The following is a 16,789-nucleotide window of genomic DNA, read 5'->3' on the forward strand; positions in this document are numbered from 1 at the left end:
ATCACTTTATTTCGATACTTAATGCACATAATCAGATGATAATTTAGTAAAAATACTGAATGATTATTCGTGTCAAGATTCATTTTATAAATACCTCTTATCTCAATTACGACTGAATGATAAGAAGATTATAATATGACCAAAAATAAAAGTCAACGCCGTGTATCTCGCAATTCATCCCACCACCTACACATTTGTTTAGAGGTGGGGGATTTCTTGCTCACAGCGTGTTAAATTTGGGTATAAAAAATACACCCCTTGCAGGGTGCTCGGAAAATGATATAATTCAGTTGCGCTTTGGATTACATCATCTTCCGGACAACCGGCAAGAGTAATTCTGCGAAAAGACCGTTCCTGTTGGCGCAGGGGCGGTTTTTTCATGTTTAACAGAAAAATGTTTGATCGTTAAATTGTTTTATCCATTCTTCTATGATGTCAGCACTGTTCGCTTCTATCATTCTAAGAATTCCACGAAGAATTTTGGGCGGAATTTTTGAATTGTTATTGCAAAGCAGAGCATGACCAGTTTTTGTGATCCAGACTTTAGTAGCGTTCTGGTAAGGCTTTCCTTCTGCGATATGCACATGAACTGGCTCTAATGGTCTTCCTTCGTTTGACCAGAAGTAAACCCTGTAAGATCCAATCCTAAAAATTTGAGGCATTCAATACGCCTCCTTCTTGTGCAAACTCCATGATAAGATGAGCATTATCTTGAATCAGACGCTTAAAATAGTCCATTTCTTGTTCGGAATATCCATGAATACTTTCCCATGTGTAGTCCGGAAGATAACAAGTTGCATCATGAAAACCATCTTTCTCATCGGGTGTTTCAATATAAACCTTTACTCGACCATCTGGATGCATCTCAGAGTGCGTGATCTCAGTATCATCATTTAGTGTCATGTATGGGTACATCATAAAGAACACATCCTTTCTAAAACTCAATCTGCATATTCTGTCAATTCTGTAAAGTCATCGATGGAATTAGTGAAACTTCTTCTCAAATAATCATTTCCGCCATCAACTGCAACTTTGCCACAACTACAAAATTTAAAATCATGTCTATCTTTTGATATGATAATATCTCCGCAATAGTTGCACTTAATCTTATTTACTTTTATCTTTTTGTCCATACAGCTTTTATAAACAACTCCTAAATCTACTCTAATCAATCAGATCATCAATCCTGATCGTCAGTCCCTGATAAATTCCAACAGAAATTTCTTGTGAGAAAGAATAAATGACTGGTGCAGCGTCCTCTTCGTAATGATACACCGTCACGCGTTCTTTGGCAGGATCAACAATCCAATATTCTCGAACACCAGCTTCTGAATAGATAGTGTTCTTCAAGCTATAATCCATTTTTCGGCTGGCAGGTGATACGATTTCAAAAATCAGATCTGGAGCGCCTGTGCATCCACGATCAGTCAGTTTGTTTGGATCACAGATCACGGAAATGTCCGGCTCTACCCATTTTCGATCATCAGCGTCAAGATTTACGGCAAATGGCGATGGATAAACCTGACAATTTCCGTGATGGCTCCGAATGAAGTCGCGGATTGTTCCAGACAGTTCCATTACCAGACGCTGATGAATTCGGCTCGGCGGTGCCATTGCATAAAGACGACCATCAATCAGTTCGGCGCGTTCGCCTTCCGGCAAGTTCCAGTAATCTTCAGATGTATATACCTTTGGTAATGGCATAAGCAAGACCTCCTTTTTCTTCTTGATAAAAAATTCTTTTGCCCCCAAATGTTATCCGCAAAAATCGTGAAAGAATAAATTCGCCATATTCCTTTATGTGCGTAGCAACAAATGGTAGTCATAGCACAAATTGCTTATTTCATTTATATTTTCCCTTATGTTTAAGTAATATTATAGGTAAAAAATAGAAACATGTCAATTTGGGATGTCTAAGCAGGATGTAAGATTTATCAAACATTTTTCAGATAAAAATAAAAGTTCCTTTTCAGTCTACGATATGGTAAAATTAAAACAGAATAGCACGAAAAGAAAACACAGAAAGGAAAGTAAACGAATATGGGACAGCAGGATAAGAGCAATAGTCTTGGAAAATTTATTTCTTTTATTTTACGGCATCATCCAGAAGCTGTCGGTATTGAAGTGGATGAGCATGGTTGGGCAGATACAGAAGAGTTGATTCATGGGATCGCACAGAGCAGAAACTTTGATATGCAGATGTTGGAAGAAATCGTGAGAACGGATTCGAAACAGAGATATTCTTTCAATGAAGATAAAACGTTAATCCGGGCAAATCAGGGTCATTCCATTCCTGTGGATGTTGAATTGGAACAAAAGAATCCGCCAGAAATCTTATGGCATGGGACCGCCGAGAAGTATGTGGAATCCATCAACCAGATTGGATTAATCCGCAAATCCAGACTGTATGTGCATTTATCAAAAGATTATGAGACTGCAAAAACAGTTGGAAGCCGGCATGGAAAACCATTTGTCTATCAGGTAAATGCAAAACAAATGGCAGATGATGGATATCCGTTTTATTTGTCTGTAAATGGAGTGTGGTTGACAAAAGAAGTACCTGTACGGTATCTCAGTATCACACAGTTGTAAAAAGAGTCGTAGAAGAACCAGAATACAGAAAAGAAGAGAACAAAAGGATAAAATCTCAAGACAGTAAAGGTCAAGATAATATAGGCAAAAAATAATAACAAAAAGAATAAATCATGCAGAATAATAAAAAATAATTCAGAACACAATATGCAGAATGAAAAATGAAGGAGGAAGAAAATGAGTAGAGTTGATTTTGGTGCGAAGCCGATTTTGTATCCAATGCCGGTATTGATTGTCGGAACATATGACGAGAATGGAGTTCCGGATGCGATGAATGCCGCTTGGGGATCGATCACCGATATGAACGAGATCTCCATCAGCATGTCCGAGCATAAGACAACGGAAAATATTGCAAAAACAGGAGCTTTTACTGTCAGCATGGCGACGGAAGATACGGTTATTCCCTGTGATTATGTGGGTGTGGAATCTGCGAAGAAGACGCCTGACAAATTTGCAAGAGCAGGTTTCCATGCAGTGAAGAGTACCCGCGTGAATGCCCCACTGATTGAGGAGCTTCCTCTGGCACTGGAATGTAAGCTGAAGAGCTTTGAGGATGGAATTCTGATTGGTGAAATCGTCAATGTGACGGCGGACGAGAGTATTCTCACCGATGGAAAAGTAGATCCGGCAAAGCTCAAACCGATCATCTTTGATCCGGTCAATAATACCTATATGGGACTGGGAAAGGTTGTTGGCAAGGCATTTGTGGATGGAAAACAGCTCAAATAAAAATTCAGACAATACAAAGAACCCAAAAAGCCAAGAACACTAAGAAAATAAAAAACTAAGAGAGCGAATTAAAGAAAGAGACGAGGCTCTGGAATATACCGACTTCCAAAAGTTAGACACAAGATCTAATAATTGGCAGTCGGTATTTTTATGGCCAAATATAGCGATGAAAATATAGCGATGAATTTGAGAAAAAAGTGAAGCTATTTAAAATTGTGTAAATTTTTCGTTAAAATTGACAGAAATTAGGATATGAGTATAATAACATATAGGATTAAACTTATAGGTGTTATATGTACGAGGTATAATGAGACACAAAGCCACAAAGTCAAAAATCGGAGATTGAGAAAATAGGAGATTGAAAGTGTATGGGGAAACTGTTCAAATTTATCAAGCTTATCAGGCAGGCAGATCAAAATGACTAAGGGGAGGGGCAGACAACAGATATGAATAAGATAAGAATTTCTATGCAAAAATATGGATCGATTCTTTTGTTCCTTGTTCTGTTTCTGACAGTGCTTTCTCCAATTTATGTATCAGCAAATGAATTTTCAAATTTTTCAAATAATTTTTCAAACAAATCTTCAAATAAATCTTCTATTGAATCCTTCAACGAATCCATGAATGACTCTTCAAAAGAGTCTTCAGAGTCTTCCGATGAGTCGTTAAACGAATCCTCCAAGAAGGTTGTTCGGATCGGTATGTTTGAAGATACTTATAACGTTGTCAATGAAGATGGGGAAATCAGCGGGTATGGATATGAATATATCCAGAAAATTGCGGGGTATACAGGCTGGACGTATGAGTATGTGCAGGCAGACTGGTCGGATTGTTTTGAAAAGCTGAAAAACGGGGAAATCGATATCCTGAATGGTATTTCCTACACCGAAGAGCGTGCCGAAAATATGCTTTTTTCTGACATTCCGATGGGGCAGGAACGGTATTATATTTATGCAGATATAGCGAATACAGATATCTCCTTTTCTGATCTGAATTCATTTGATGGGAAACGGATTGGAGTGCTCAAGGATAATATGCCGGAGATTGTGTTGAACGAGTGGGAAAAGAAGAATAATCTGCACTCACAACACATCGGTATTTCGAGCGGGGAAGAAGTCCTAAATAATTTAAAAAATGACAAAATGGATTGTTTTGTCTCGGTAGAGGAGCATTGGGACCAGGAAAACATCTTACCGGTAATCAATATCGGTAGCTCAGACATCTATTATGCGATCAATAAAGACCGTTTGGATCTGAAAGAAGAGTTGGACGGAGCGATGCGTCGAATCACAAATGACAAACCATTTTATGCAGATGAACTTTATAATCAGTATCTCTCCACTCCAAGAGTAGCGATTCTTTCCAAAGAAGAGCGGGTGTGGTTAAAGGAACATGGTCCGATTCGGATTGGTTATCTCTCAGATGATCCCGGTATTAGCCTCACGGGTTTCGCGAATTCCGGTCAGAATAAGAATAAAAATGTGATTGACGATTATATCAATTATGCGAAGAATTGTATGACAAATCAAGAACTATCTTTTGAGACAGTAGGATTTGACTCGATTGAGGCACAGCTTGAAGGATTGAAAAATGGCAAGATCGATCTGATCTTTAAAGTTCCAATGAATCCCTATTATGCGGAGAAAAATAACCTCTCATTATCAGATGTTGTCATGTCAATTCCGTATATTGCTGTCACCACGCAGGGATTTTTGGAAGAGAACGATGAGAGAACCGTTGCCATAGAAAAAGATAATCTGGAACAGAAGTGGTACATAAATTATAGCTATCCGAGTTGGAAAATTGTGGAGTGCGACTCAGTGAAAGAAGCCGAGCAAATGGTTCGACATGGGACGGCGGATTGTCTGATTGCCAGATCCGGACAGCTCAGAAAATACATGAAGAGCAATAAATTTCATGTATTCTTACTCGAAAAGAATGAAAAGATATCGTTTGGCGTAAACCGGGAAGAGGAAAAGCTGTTGTCGATCCTGAATAAGACGCTGATCACTATGCCATCTTCCATGCTTACAAATGCGTTGTCCATGTATGATGACAGCTTGAAGAGAGTTACGGTGACGGATTTTATCAACGATAATTTCTGGGGTGTTCTCATAACCTTCACCATTATAGTTGTGTTTATCTCTATCATTCTTGGACTGTTGAGAAAATCAACGCTTGCGGAAACAAAGGCGAAAGAGGCAATGAAACTTGCAGAAAGTGCGAATAATGCAAAATCTAATTTTTTGTTTAACATGTCGCATGATATTCGCACACCGATGAATGCAATTCTCGGGTTTGCGGAGTTAGCTGAAAAGAAAGTGGACGAGCCTCAGATGATTAAGGATTATCTTCATAAAATCAGAGTGAGCGGAACAGGAATGATGCTGATCTTGGATAAGGTGCTTGAATTTTCTCGCATTGAATCCGGAAAGACCATTCTGGAGGAGAGTCCGCAGGACTGCGAAAAAGTGTTGGAATCCTGTATGATCATGATGAATCCTTCCATAGAGAAGAAACATCTTCAGGTAACCATAGAAAAGCATCTTCAAATGCCATATGTCTATTTGGATGAGGCACGGATGACGGAAGTTGTTTTGAATATTCTCAGCAATGCAATCAAGTACACTGCGGATGGTGGAAAGATTCACTGTACAATGAGGCAATTCTCACATCCTACTATGGCTGATAAGATTTATCTGGAATTGTCAGTTGCCGATAATGGAGTTGGAATGTCGAAAGAATTCCAGAAACGCATTTTTGAATTATTTGCGAGAGAGCACTCCACAACGATCAGTGGAGTCCCGGGCACCGGACTTGGTATGGCGATCACAAAAAAACTGGTTGAATTGATGGATGGAACAATTCGTGTTGAAAGTCAGATTGGAGAGGGTTCTACGGTATCGGTCAGAGTTCCATTGCGCATCGCCTCCTATGAGGATACACAGCCGAAAAAAAGCAGTACATTTCTTGCCGAGAAAGAGCAGTTGCATGGAAAACGCATTCTGCTTGCAGAAGATAACGACCTCAATGCAGAAATTGCAATAACTCTGTTAGAAGAGGAAGGCTTACAGATTGATCGAGTGGCAGATGGCGTAGAATGTGTAGAAAAACTGGATCACTCTGATCCGGGATATTATGCACTGATTCTTATGGATATCCAGATGCCAGATATGAATGGATATCAGGCAACAGAAAAAATTCGTCAGCTTCCGGATAAAAGGAAAGCCGATATTCCTATTATTGCGATGACGGCGAATGCGTTTGCAGAGGATAAGGCAAAGGCAATCTCAGTCGGAATGAATGACCATGTAGCAAAACCGATTGATATGAATGTTCTCATTGAAAAAATATTGAATTATCTATAAGGAATCATAATGTTGAATGATCTATTGAATGATCTATATTGTTTATGAAATAATCTTTGACGCGACTGTCATAAAGAAAAGGGGAAAACGTGGACATTTTATCAGATAGAATCTGCGAGTGAATAAACTTTAAATCGATTTGCATCTTATGCGGATGACTTGGATGGAATATCCTCCTGAAAAAAATATGAATAAAAATAATAACAAGTTAAGTAAGCAGATTCGTTTTTACAAGCAAATCCGTATCTTTTTGAGCTTTGTTTTGCTTTTCTCGATGAGTGTTTCTCAGATTCCGATCTCTGCAAGAACAGAAGAAATGCAAAAAGCAGAGAAAAAAATAGAAGGAAGCAAAAGCACAGAGAAAAATACAGAAGAAAATATAGACGGAAACACAAAAGAAGGCACAAAAGAAGACACAAAAGAAAGAGCAAAAGAAAGCACAGAAGGCAACGCAAAAGAAACCGAACAGGCAAACGAGGGAAAACAGGAAGAGGAAAGCCGACAGGAAGGCAAGCAGGAGATCGTTCGCGTAGGCTGGTATGAAGATTCTTACAACATCACCGGAAAGAATGGCGAGCGGAGCGGATATGGTTACGAATTTCAGCAGGCAGTGTCTGCTTATACCGACTGGACTTATGAATATACCGTGGCCGACTGGTCTGAGTTGCTTAGGAAAGTACAGAATGGTGAAATTGATCTGATGAGTGGAGTCTCCTATACGGATGAGCGAGCAAAATCCATGCTGTTTTCTGAATTGCCGATGGGAGAGGAGAAGTATATCCTGTACGCAGATCTCACCAATACCGATATTTCCAGCTCGGATTTAAAAACCCTGAATGGAAAGCGCGTCGGTGTGCTGGAGGGAAGTATACACGAAACTTTCTTCAATACTTGGGAAAAGGAACACAACCTGCATCTGCAACATGTGTACATCACCGGTTTTGAGGATGCGAAGGAAAAAATTGCAAACCATGAACTGGACTGTCTGGTCTCTGCGGAAGCACCTCAGTGTGTGGAAATTGGTCTGTCTGCGATTTTCACGGTTGGAGGATCAGGGATTTATTTTGCGATCAACAAAGATCGCCCGGATTTAAAAGAAGAACTCGACAACGCCATGCGCGAATTGGAGCGGGATAAGCCGTTTTTTGCAGACCAGCTTTATCAAAAATATCTCTCAGCGGTCTCGAGCCCGACGCTTTCCGCAAGAGAGCAGGAATGGCTTTCCAACCACGGAGCCATTAAGGTTGGCTATGTGGATCATGATTTGGGTGTCAGTGCAGTCGATTATGAAAATGGTGAGATTGTTGGCATTATCAATGATTATGTAGCATATGCAAAAGACTGTCTCGGTCCTCAGACCCTGGATTTTGAGCTGGTCGGTTTTCACTCTCAGGAGGAGCAGTTTGAAGCCTTAAAGGATCACAAGATCGATATGGTTTTCCATGTCAGTCAAAATCCTTATGTGGCAGAGAAAAATCAGTTTGCACTGTCCAATACCGTCTGGACGTTTAACTTGGCTGGCATCACATCCAACCGAGTTTTTGATGAGAACGAGGAAAACAGTGTGGCCGTTCCCAAAGATGACTTTGTGTTAAAAGCCTACATTTCGTATAATTATCCAAAATGGGAAATTGTAGAGTGTGATTCCATGAAAGACGCGGAGCAGGCAGTACGAAAAGGACAAGTCGACTGCTTTCTCGTCAATGCCAGCAAGGTGGCGACCTACACAGAGAATCATCTGTTGCGCAGTGTCTTTTTGACGCAACAGAACAATACCTCTTTTGCGGTTAATCGGGGCAATACTATTTTGCTTTCCATTTTGAACAAAACCTTGAAGACCATACCGAGTTCCATGCTCACCGGGGCTTTATCGATGTATGACAGTGTGGTTGGAAAAGTTACGATTGTTGACTTTGTGAAGGATAATTTGCTGGTCGTTTCGCTTACCCTTCTCTCGCTGTTTTTGCTGGTTTTACTCGTAGTTCTCAACTTCTTAAAGAAAGCGAGAAAAGCGACGGCTCAGGCTTTAAATCTGAATAAAAAGTTACAGGAAAGCCAAAATGACTTGCAATCTGCATTATTGCAGGCAGAGAGTGCCAATTCGGCAAAGACAACCTTCCTCAATAACATGTCACATGACATCCGAACGCCGATGAATGCGATTGTCGGAATCACGAATCTGATGGAACATGAGGAGGGCACATCTGAGAAAATGCATTCTTACATACAAAAAGTGCAGATTTCCAGTCGCCACCTGCTTGGATTGATCAATGACATTCTCGATATGAGCAGAATTGAGTCCAATGAGGTTGTGTTAAATCAGGAGGAGGTCAGTCTCGCTGAGCAGATTGGTCAGATCGACAGTATTATTCGCGCTCAAACAAACGAAAACCATCAGACGTTTCATATTTATGTCAATGAAATCAAGCATGAATATCTGATCGGGGATGGAGTCAGACTGCGACAGATCTTCCTGAATTTGTTGTCGAATGCGGTGAAATATACGCCGAACGGAGGAACCATCACCTTTGAGTTGACAGAAGTTCCCTGTGAGATTTCGGGATATGCAAGGTTTGTGTATACGGTGACAGACAACGGATACGGAATGACAGAAGAATTCATGAAACATATTTTTGAACCCTTTACCCGGGCAGAGAACTCCATGATCAATAAAGTGCAGGGAACAGGACTTGGAATGACGATCACAAAGAACATCGTAGATCTGATGGGCGGAGAAATCCATGTTGAGAGTGCAGTCGGAAAAGGCAGTCGCTTTACCGTTACGCTGGTGCTCCCGATTGATGAAACGGTCAGTCATGAAGTGGGAGTCGATCGTGTTCTTCTGGTCTCAGCAGATGACAGACTGATCAACAATGTGAAGGCAGGAATTGCGGAGAGCCATGTACGACTTGGAATTGTATCAACGGAAGAGGAGGCAAAAGCGTGGCTGGAACAAGAGGGAACGGATGTCATTATGTTGGCAGGCTGTCTGAAATATAAGAGTCTTGCAGAGACAGTATCCACGTTGAGGGCAGTGGCAGAAACAGCGATTCTTGTCTTCTGTGTGGATTATGCGCAGGAGGATCATGTACAGTCGATGCTGACTGCCAGCGGAATTGACGGAATGATCTTGCGCCCGTTCTTCCTTTCGAATCTTGCGCTTGCCATCGCCCGGACTCGGACAAGTTCCGTTACCCGGACGAAAAACAGCACGATTTTGAATGGAATGCATTTCCTTTGTGCGGAAGACAATGAGCTGAACGCAGAAATTTTGTCAGAGCTTCTGCATATGTATGGTGCTTCCTGCACGATTTATCCGGATGGCGAAAAGATTGTGGAAGCCTTCAAAACGCTGAAACCGGGAGATTGTGATGCAATTCTGATGGATGTTCAGATGCCGATTATGAACGGAATTGAGGCAACAAGAGCAATCCGAGACAGCAAAAATCCTCTCGGAAAAGAGATCTTGATCATTGCAATGACGGCGAATGCCTTTTCCGAGGATGTGCAACTTTGTCTGGGAGCCGGAATGGACGCTCATATTTCCAAGCCTCTCGATATAGCCGTGCTGGAGAAAACATTGCGCGGACTCGCAGAGAAAAGACACAGATAGGAGGATATGATTCTTTCTAAAATGTTAAAGAGGACAATCCGGACACCTGCAAAAAGAGGAGTGTATGTGAAAATGCACTCCTCTTTTTGCAAAACAGACGAAAAAATGACAAACATCGACATGAAACTATAAAATTTCAACAAAAACATTGGTTAGAAAATGTTTACATATTCCCCAAGACATGTTATATTTGAGACAGATCTTATAAATCTGTCTCATTTTTTAAGGGGAGGAACTATGATTACCTATCAGGATGTCAAAACGGTTTACGATCTCGTGCAGAATGCCGGTCGTGAACACGGAGACCGTGTGTTTCTGGAGTATGAAGAGAATGAAAAGGTATTTCGCGTGACGTATCGCCAATTTGCAGAGGATTGCGATGCGATTGCAACGTGGGCGAGAGAGAAGAGAGCAAAAGTTGGTCACAAGCTCAAAGTGGGACTGCTCGGAATCAGCAGTTACCATTACCTTGCTGTGCTTCTCGGTGTGATGTCGGGCGGTGATACGGGAATTCCGCTGGATGTGCAGATGAATGCGGAGAAACTCGCAGATTGCCTCAATCGTTCCGATGTGGATGTCCTGTTTTACGACTGGGAGTTTCATCCGATCACCGATGATGTGCGCCCGAACTGTCCAAATGTGACCGAGTACATTTCGTTACAGCACGGCAAACACGTTCCATGCTCCGACCAGATTCTTAAGAAGTATGCCGGACAGAAAGTTCCGTCGGACGCAAAGGAAGATGAGTGTGCTATGATTCTCTTTACTTCCGGAACAACCGGACGGGGAAAAGGCGTCATGCTTTCCAATGGAAATCTGATGGACAATACGTTTTGTACAACAGATCTGCAGAATCCGGAGGATGAAGTTTACCTGAATGTTCTGCCGATTCACCATGTATTTTGCTTAAACGGAGATGTTTTCACGGTCATGCGCTATGGCGGAATCCTGTGCTTAAACCGGGATATGAAAAAGCTCGCGGATCACATTTTGCTGTTTGAGCCGACTGTGATGCGCCTAGTTCCGATGATGGCAAAGACGCTCTACAATCGAATTGCGATTCTGAGCCGTCAGAAACCGGAGATCCCGATCCGAAAGATCAAGGAGCAGATTCTAGGTCGACGCCTTCACAAGATCATCAGCGGTGGCGGTTACCTCGCACCGGATCTTGCAAAGAATTATCAGCGACTTGGAATCTCGATCGCACAGGGATACGGAATGTCCGAGTGTTCCCCTAAAATCTCCTCGCCGGATTGGTCACGACCGGATAAAGTGGATTCCGTCGGAAAGATTGTTGATCGCTGTCAGGTTCGCATTGTCGATGGAGAGATTCAGGTCAAGAGTCCGTCGGTGATGATGGGATATTACAAAGAGCCGGAGAAGACTGCGAAGGCGATCACCGAGGATGGATGGCTGTGCACCGGTGATCTCGGACGCGTGGACGATGAGGGCTTTTTGTATCTGACCGGAAGAAAGAAGAACCTGATTATCCTCAGCAACGGCGAGAATGTGGCACCGGAAGAAATCGAAAATATGTTTGAGGATGATCGCCTGATCGAAGATATTCTCGTGTACGGGGCAGATGATATGATCTGTGCGGAAGTTTATCCGAATTACAAATACGCGGAAGTCGCAGGAATCGAGGACATTGAAAAAACGGTATCCGCGATTGTCAAGAAGCACAATCAGGAGTTGCCAACGTTCAAGCGCATCATGCGCTGTACAATCCGTGAGACTCCGTTTGCAAAGACATCCTCCAAGAAAATCATCCGCAACCAGTATTTTGAGGGAAAGAAACTTGAAAAACAGGAAGAGCAGAATCTTCGCATGCCGGAGACGGAGTGTCAGAAACGGATTTATGAGTGTGTCGCAGGGGTACTCGGTCACAAAAAATTTGGAATCGATACGCCACTTTATGAGGCAGGACTTGACTCACTCGGAAGTGTGCTGTTGCTGACAGATCTCTATAAAACCATCAAGCTCTCGATGACGCTTGACGATCTTGTGAAGCATGATACCATCTTAAAACTGGAAGCTCTGGCAAGTACAGAGGACGAGAAGCATCAAGTCGATTACAGCGTTCGCCCGGTCTATCCGCTCACGAATCTTCAGCTGTATTTTGCCTATGTGATGAGAGGAAACACGACTGCCAATCTGCCGTTCCTCTATAAGCTGGATGAGAGGGTCGATCTGCGAAGACTGAAATTTGCGGTGGAATGGCTGTTTGAGATTCATCCGGAACTCAAGGCGATTATTCAGATGGCAGAGGGAAGATATCAGATTTTCCGTGATGACAAGCGAAAGATTGAGATTCCGATCACACATCTGAGCGATGAGCAGTGGGAGAAGACAAGAGAGAATCTGCTCTACCCCTATCTGTATGGAGAGGGCGAGAATTTGTACCACATTGGAATCTATCAGACGGATTCTGCAAATTATTTCTTCTTCGATATTGCACACATTATGGGCGATGGCATGACGATGAATGTGCTGTTTGAGGATTTGAATCAGCTTTATCTCAGAAAAGCGGTGGAGCCGGAGAGCTATACGTTCTACGAGTACATTCTCGATGAGAAAGATCGGGATGCAAGAGGACTTCGCACAAAGAATGAAGAGTATTTCCAGAACCTGATGAAGGGATTCAAGATTCGAAAGAGCATTCTGACGAGACCGGATGATTACGATCTTGAGCATGGAATCGATGCGGTTTTAAGAGGGCGTTTCCAGAAACTCAGCCGTCATCAGGTTACGGCATTTTGTAAGAAATACGGCGTCTCCGAGAATGTCTTTTTCCTGACCGCATACAATCTCAGCATTGGTATTTTCAGCAATGAGGACGACACCGTATGTTCATCGATTCACAGTGGAAGAACGGACAGCCGTTGGAATCGTCTTGCCGGTCCGCTGTTTTTGACCTACTATTTCCGCTGCACGCCAGACATTGACCAGACCGTGCCGGAACTCTTAAAGGTCTCCGGAAAACAGATCGTCGACACGATGCGCTGTTACATCTCTAATCTTCATGCGGACGAAATGTTCTTCCAGTACCAGGGCGATCTCTTGAACATTGGAACAATCGGCGGTTATCCGGCAAAGCGCGAAAAAATGCAACTCGATGCACTTCCGTTCCATCTTCAGGTATTCACCGATGAGAAGGGATATTACTACGAGCTTCGCTACTGGGAAAATCGTTTTGACCGGGCACAGCTTGAGTGCTTCATGACGATCATGGAGACTCTGATGGAAGCAATGCAGGAAGAAACTCTGGTTCGCCGTCTGAAACGTCATCTTCCGGACAAGCTCTTCCCTCTGCACTACACGGTGACCGCAGATCAGTTAAATCACACGGTTCAGCACCAGCTCTTAAGAAATGTGGATGGAAAAGAGCCGGTTAAGGTTTATGTATTTGATAAAAACTGCCGGAAAAAACCGTTTGGTGCGTGGGGCGAACTCTATGTGATGGATTATGAGCCGGACACTTGGAAAGATCGCATCACAAACCCGTATGGTCCTGGCATGCTCTACCAGACTGGATACATCGCGAGAATTCTTCCGGACGGATCGCTTGATCTTTTAGAAAATGGTGGACGCACGATTCTTCAGGAAGGTCTGACCGGTCGTCATTTCCTTGATCTGTATAAACTTGAGAGCACGCTCTGCCATTATCCGGGAATTGAACATGCCGAAGCCTATGTGCGCTATGCGGAGGGAAATAAACTGATTCTCACAGCGGAGGTGAGTCCTAAGGTGGAAGCGGGACCGTCTGGATTTGGCAAAAAAGCCGAGCTTGACACCGAAAAAATTCGGGAATATCTCGAGGACACTTGCGAAAAACCATTAATTCCGGCAGAAATTCGGATTGTGGAGCCATCAGAATCCGATGATGAAATGTAAAAAAACACTTGAAACCTTCTTTAAAATGATCTATAATACATCTATCGAACATTTGTTTGCTAATGGCGGGTTTCTGTGAGAATTGGAAAGATTCATGGGTCTTTTCTTCTTGTTCTCACACTTTCCGTGATCAGAGAGACTTGCTTTTTTCAAACAATTCTGTGATAATATGTCTCAGCGCCCGCACATGAAAGGTGTGCGGGCATCTGTTTCTCCTTTTGCGAAAAATTAAAATGAAATAATAAATCGTGATAAATCGTAAATTGCGATAATCATAAGTGATGGATGAGCATAAATAATAACCGTATCTAAAAGATAATGACAAACAATCAACTATTATAATAAATGATACTAAATGATTATAACCAATAATTATAATTAACAAAATTAATGATCATAATAAATCACAATAATAAGTCACAATAATAAATTACAGCGATAATCACAGCGATGATTGATGATCCGAATCGGACATGCAAAAAGCATAAAAAGCGCGAAGGAGCAGAAGAACAATGGAGGGGAAAGATTCATGGCAAAGACACAATACAATGCAGACAGCATCACCGTACTCGAAGGACTTGAAGCAGTCCGCAAGCGCCCTGGTATGTACATCGGTGGCGTTGGCAACAAGGGACTGAATCATCTGATCTACGAGATCGTGGACAATGCGGTGGATGAGCATCTTGCGGGTTACTGTGACAAAATCTGGGTAACTCTGGAAGCGGACGGTTTCTGTACCGTCAAGGATTCCGGACGAGGAATCCCGGTTGAGATGCATAAGAAAGGGGTTTCCGCGGAGCGCGTTGTCTTCACGACACTTCACGCAGGCGGAAAATTTGATAACAATGCATATAAGACAAGCGGAGGTCTTCATGGTGTAGGCTCCTCAGTTGTCAATGCACTGTCTGCCCATATGGATGTAAAAGTATATAAGAACGGACAGATTCACCACGATGCCTACGAGAGAGGAATCCCGACCGTGAAGCTTGTTGATGGTCTTCTTCCGGTTCTCGGAAAGACGAGATCGACCGGAACGGAAATCAACTTCCTTCCGGACGGAGAGATTTTTGAGAAGACGCGCTTTAAGGCAGACTGGTTAAAGAGCCGTCTCCATGAGACCGCTTATCTGAATCCCAAGCTGATGATTTTCTATGAGAATAAGCGTCAGGGCGAGGAGGAGAGCATTACCTATCATGAGCCGGAAGGCATCATCGCCTATGTCAAGGAAGTGAACAAGGGCAAGACACCGATTCATGAGCCGATCTATTTTAAGAGTGAGACAGCTGGAATCGAAGCCGAGATTGCATTCCAGTTCGTAGATGCGTTTGAGGAGAACATTCTTGGATTCTGTAACAACATCTTCACTCAGGAGGGTGGTACGCATCTGGTTGGATTCAAGACCCGCTTCACCCAGTTAATCAATTCCTACGCAAAGGAACTCGGTATTCTGAAGGATAAAGATCCGAACTTCACCGGAGCAGATACGAGAAACGGTATGACCGCGATTGTTGCCATCAAACACCGTGATCCGATTTTCGAGGGACAGACGAAGACAAAGCTCGCGAGCGCAGATGCGACAAAAGCCGTGTTCTCCATTACAGGAGACAAGCTCCAGCATTACTTTGACCGAAATGTGGAGACGCTCAAGGCGATCATCGGCTGTGCGGAAAAGTCCGCAAAGATCCGCAAGGCGGAGGAGAAGGCCAAGACGAACATGCTGACAAAATCCAAGTTTTCTTTTGACAGCAACGGAAAACTTGCAAACTGTGAGAGCAAGGATGCCGAGAAGTGCGAGATCTTCATCGTAGAAGGTGATTCCGCAGGCGGTTCTGCAAAGACGGCGAGAAATCGTCTCTATCAGGCGATTCTTCCGATCCGCGGAAAGATCCTGAATGTCGAGAAGGCTTCGATGGACAAGGTGCTTGCGAATGCAGAGATCAAGACGATGATCAATTCCTTCGGCTGTGGATTCTCAGAGGGATATGGAAACGATTTTGATATTTCCAAACTGCGCTATCACAAGATTATTCTGATGACGGATGCCGATGTAGACGGAAGCCATATCGATACTCTGCTTCTGACTTTTTTATACCGGTTTATGCCGGAACTGATCTACAATGGACATGTATACATTGCGATGCCACCGCTTTACAAGGTGATTCCGAGCCGTGGACAGGAGCAGTATCTGTATGATGACAAGGAGCTTGAGCGTTACAAGAAGAGTCATACGGGCGAATTCCGCTTACAGCGCTACAAAGGTCTCGGTGAGATGGATCCGGAACAGCTCTGGGAGACGACACTCGACCCGGAGCGCCGTGTGCTCAAGCAGGTCGAGATCGAGGATGCGAGACTTGCATCTGAGGTGACTGAGATGCTGATGGGAAGCGATGTTCCGCCGAGACGCCAGTTTATCCACGATCACGCGGATGAGGCAGAGATCGACGCATAAATTATGCATGCGGATACGGGAAATCAAAGATAAAAAAATAAGAAAAGTAGAATAAGCAGAAAAAATAAGAATAACAGAAAATAGGAATAAGAAACAAGAAACAAAAAACGAACAGGAACCATACAAGAACAGTAAAACAAGAAG

General features: G+C 42.9%; 10 protein-coding genes and 1 pseudogene. 6 read left to right on the forward strand and 5 right to left on the reverse strand.

The window, feature by feature from the left end; translation table 11 throughout:
* The 5 genes and pseudogenes from ACR0QT_RS09660 to ACR0QT_RS09680 all read right to left on the reverse strand — a co-directional run.
* A pseudogene (locus ACR0QT_RS09660) lies at positions 1-83 on the reverse strand (IS200/IS605 family transposase); the annotation flags it as partial.
* A gap of 300 nt (positions 84-383) precedes the next feature.
* Positions 384-662: a DUF4160 domain-containing protein gene (locus ACR0QT_RS09665; RefSeq protein ID WP_432630592.1), complete on the reverse strand. Its 279-nt coding sequence runs from the start codon at positions 660-662 to the stop codon at positions 384-386.
* On the reverse strand, positions 646-918 hold the full coding sequence (locus ACR0QT_RS09670) for a hypothetical protein (protein WP_432630593.1): 273 nt from the start codon (positions 916-918) through the stop codon (positions 646-648). The genes ACR0QT_RS09665 and ACR0QT_RS09670 overlap by 17 nt, the downstream gene beginning before the upstream one ends.
* A 23-nt stretch (positions 919-941) precedes the next feature.
* The gene (locus tag ACR0QT_RS09675; RefSeq protein WP_432630594.1) at positions 942-1,172 is read right to left on the reverse strand and encodes a DUF7695 domain-containing protein; all 231 of its coding nucleotides are present in this window, start codon (positions 1,170-1,172) and stop codon (positions 942-944) included.
* Positions 1,165-1,704, reverse strand: a complete 540-nt coding sequence (locus ACR0QT_RS09680; RefSeq protein ID WP_432630595.1) for a Uma2 family endonuclease — start codon at positions 1,702-1,704, stop codon at positions 1,165-1,167. Before ACR0QT_RS09680 ends, ACR0QT_RS09675 begins: the two co-directional genes overlap by 8 nt.
* A 336-nt stretch (positions 1,705-2,040) precedes the next feature.
* Between ACR0QT_RS09680 and ACR0QT_RS09685 the strand changes: the two genes are divergently transcribed.
* From ACR0QT_RS09685 to ACR0QT_RS09710, 6 genes are all read left to right on the forward strand, one after another.
* On the forward strand, positions 2,041-2,592 hold the full coding sequence (locus ACR0QT_RS09685; protein WP_432630596.1) for an RNA 2'-phosphotransferase: 552 nt from the start codon (positions 2,041-2,043) through the stop codon (positions 2,590-2,592).
* 177 nt (positions 2,593-2,769) lie between these two features.
* Positions 2,770-3,321, forward strand: a complete 552-nt coding sequence (locus tag ACR0QT_RS09690) for a flavin reductase family protein (protein WP_432630597.1) — start codon at positions 2,770-2,772, stop codon at positions 3,319-3,321.
* Between the two features lie 701 nt (positions 3,322-4,022).
* Positions 4,023-6,689, forward strand: coding sequence for an ATP-binding protein (locus ACR0QT_RS09695; RefSeq protein WP_432630598.1), 2,667 nt, complete (start codon positions 4,023-4,025; stop codon positions 6,687-6,689).
* 316 nt (positions 6,690-7,005) lie between these two features.
* A complete protein-coding gene (locus ACR0QT_RS09700) occupies positions 7,006-10,302 on the forward strand; it encodes an ATP-binding protein (RefSeq protein ID WP_432630599.1) in 3,297 nt (1,098 codons plus the stop codon).
* Between the two features lie 237 nt (positions 10,303-10,539).
* A complete protein-coding gene (locus tag ACR0QT_RS09705; protein WP_432630600.1) occupies positions 10,540-14,196 on the forward strand; it encodes an AMP-binding protein in 3,657 nt (1,218 codons plus the stop codon).
* Between the two features lie 529 nt (positions 14,197-14,725).
* Complete coding sequence (locus ACR0QT_RS09710; RefSeq protein ID WP_432630601.1) at positions 14,726-16,645, forward strand: DNA gyrase/topoisomerase IV subunit B; 1,920 nt, start codon at positions 14,726-14,728, stop codon at positions 16,643-16,645.
* The last annotated feature ends 144 nt before the right edge of the window (positions 16,646-16,789 follow it).

The sequence above is a fragment of the Brotaphodocola sp. genome (assembly GCF_050873365.1).
Classification (GTDB): Bacteria; Bacillota; Clostridia; order Lachnospirales; family Lachnospiraceae; genus Brotaphodocola.

What these genes read in the sequence shown, in the direction of transcription:
- ACR0QT_RS09690 (WP_432630597.1), top strand. Translation starts at nt 2,770, where the DNA reads ATGAGTAGAGTTGATTTTGGTGCGAAGCCGATTTTGTATCCAATGCCG.
- ACR0QT_RS09695 (WP_432630598.1), top strand. Translation starts at nt 4,023, where the DNA reads ATGTTTGAAGATACTTATAACGTTGTCAATGAAGATGGGGAAATCAGC.
- ACR0QT_RS09665 (WP_432630592.1), bottom strand. Translation starts at nt 662, where the DNA reads ATGCCTCAAATTTTTAGGATTGGATCTTACAGGGTTTACTTCTGGTCA.
- ACR0QT_RS09710 (WP_432630601.1), top strand. Translation starts at nt 14,726, where the DNA reads ATGGCAAAGACACAATACAATGCAGACAGCATCACCGTACTCGAAGGA.
- ACR0QT_RS09680 (WP_432630595.1), bottom strand. Translation starts at nt 1,704, where the DNA reads ATGCCATTACCAAAGGTATATACATCTGAAGATTACTGGAACTTGCCG.
- ACR0QT_RS09700 (WP_432630599.1), top strand. Translation starts at nt 7,006, where the DNA reads ATGCAAAAAGCAGAGAAAAAAATAGAAGGAAGCAAAAGCACAGAGAAA.
- ACR0QT_RS09705 (WP_432630600.1), top strand. Translation starts at nt 10,540, where the DNA reads ATGATTACCTATCAGGATGTCAAAACGGTTTACGATCTCGTGCAGAAT.
- ACR0QT_RS09685 (WP_432630596.1), top strand. Translation starts at nt 2,041, where the DNA reads ATGGGACAGCAGGATAAGAGCAATAGTCTTGGAAAATTTATTTCTTTT.
- ACR0QT_RS09670 (WP_432630593.1), bottom strand. Translation starts at nt 918, where the DNA reads ATGATGTACCCATACATGACACTAAATGATGATACTGAGATCACGCAC.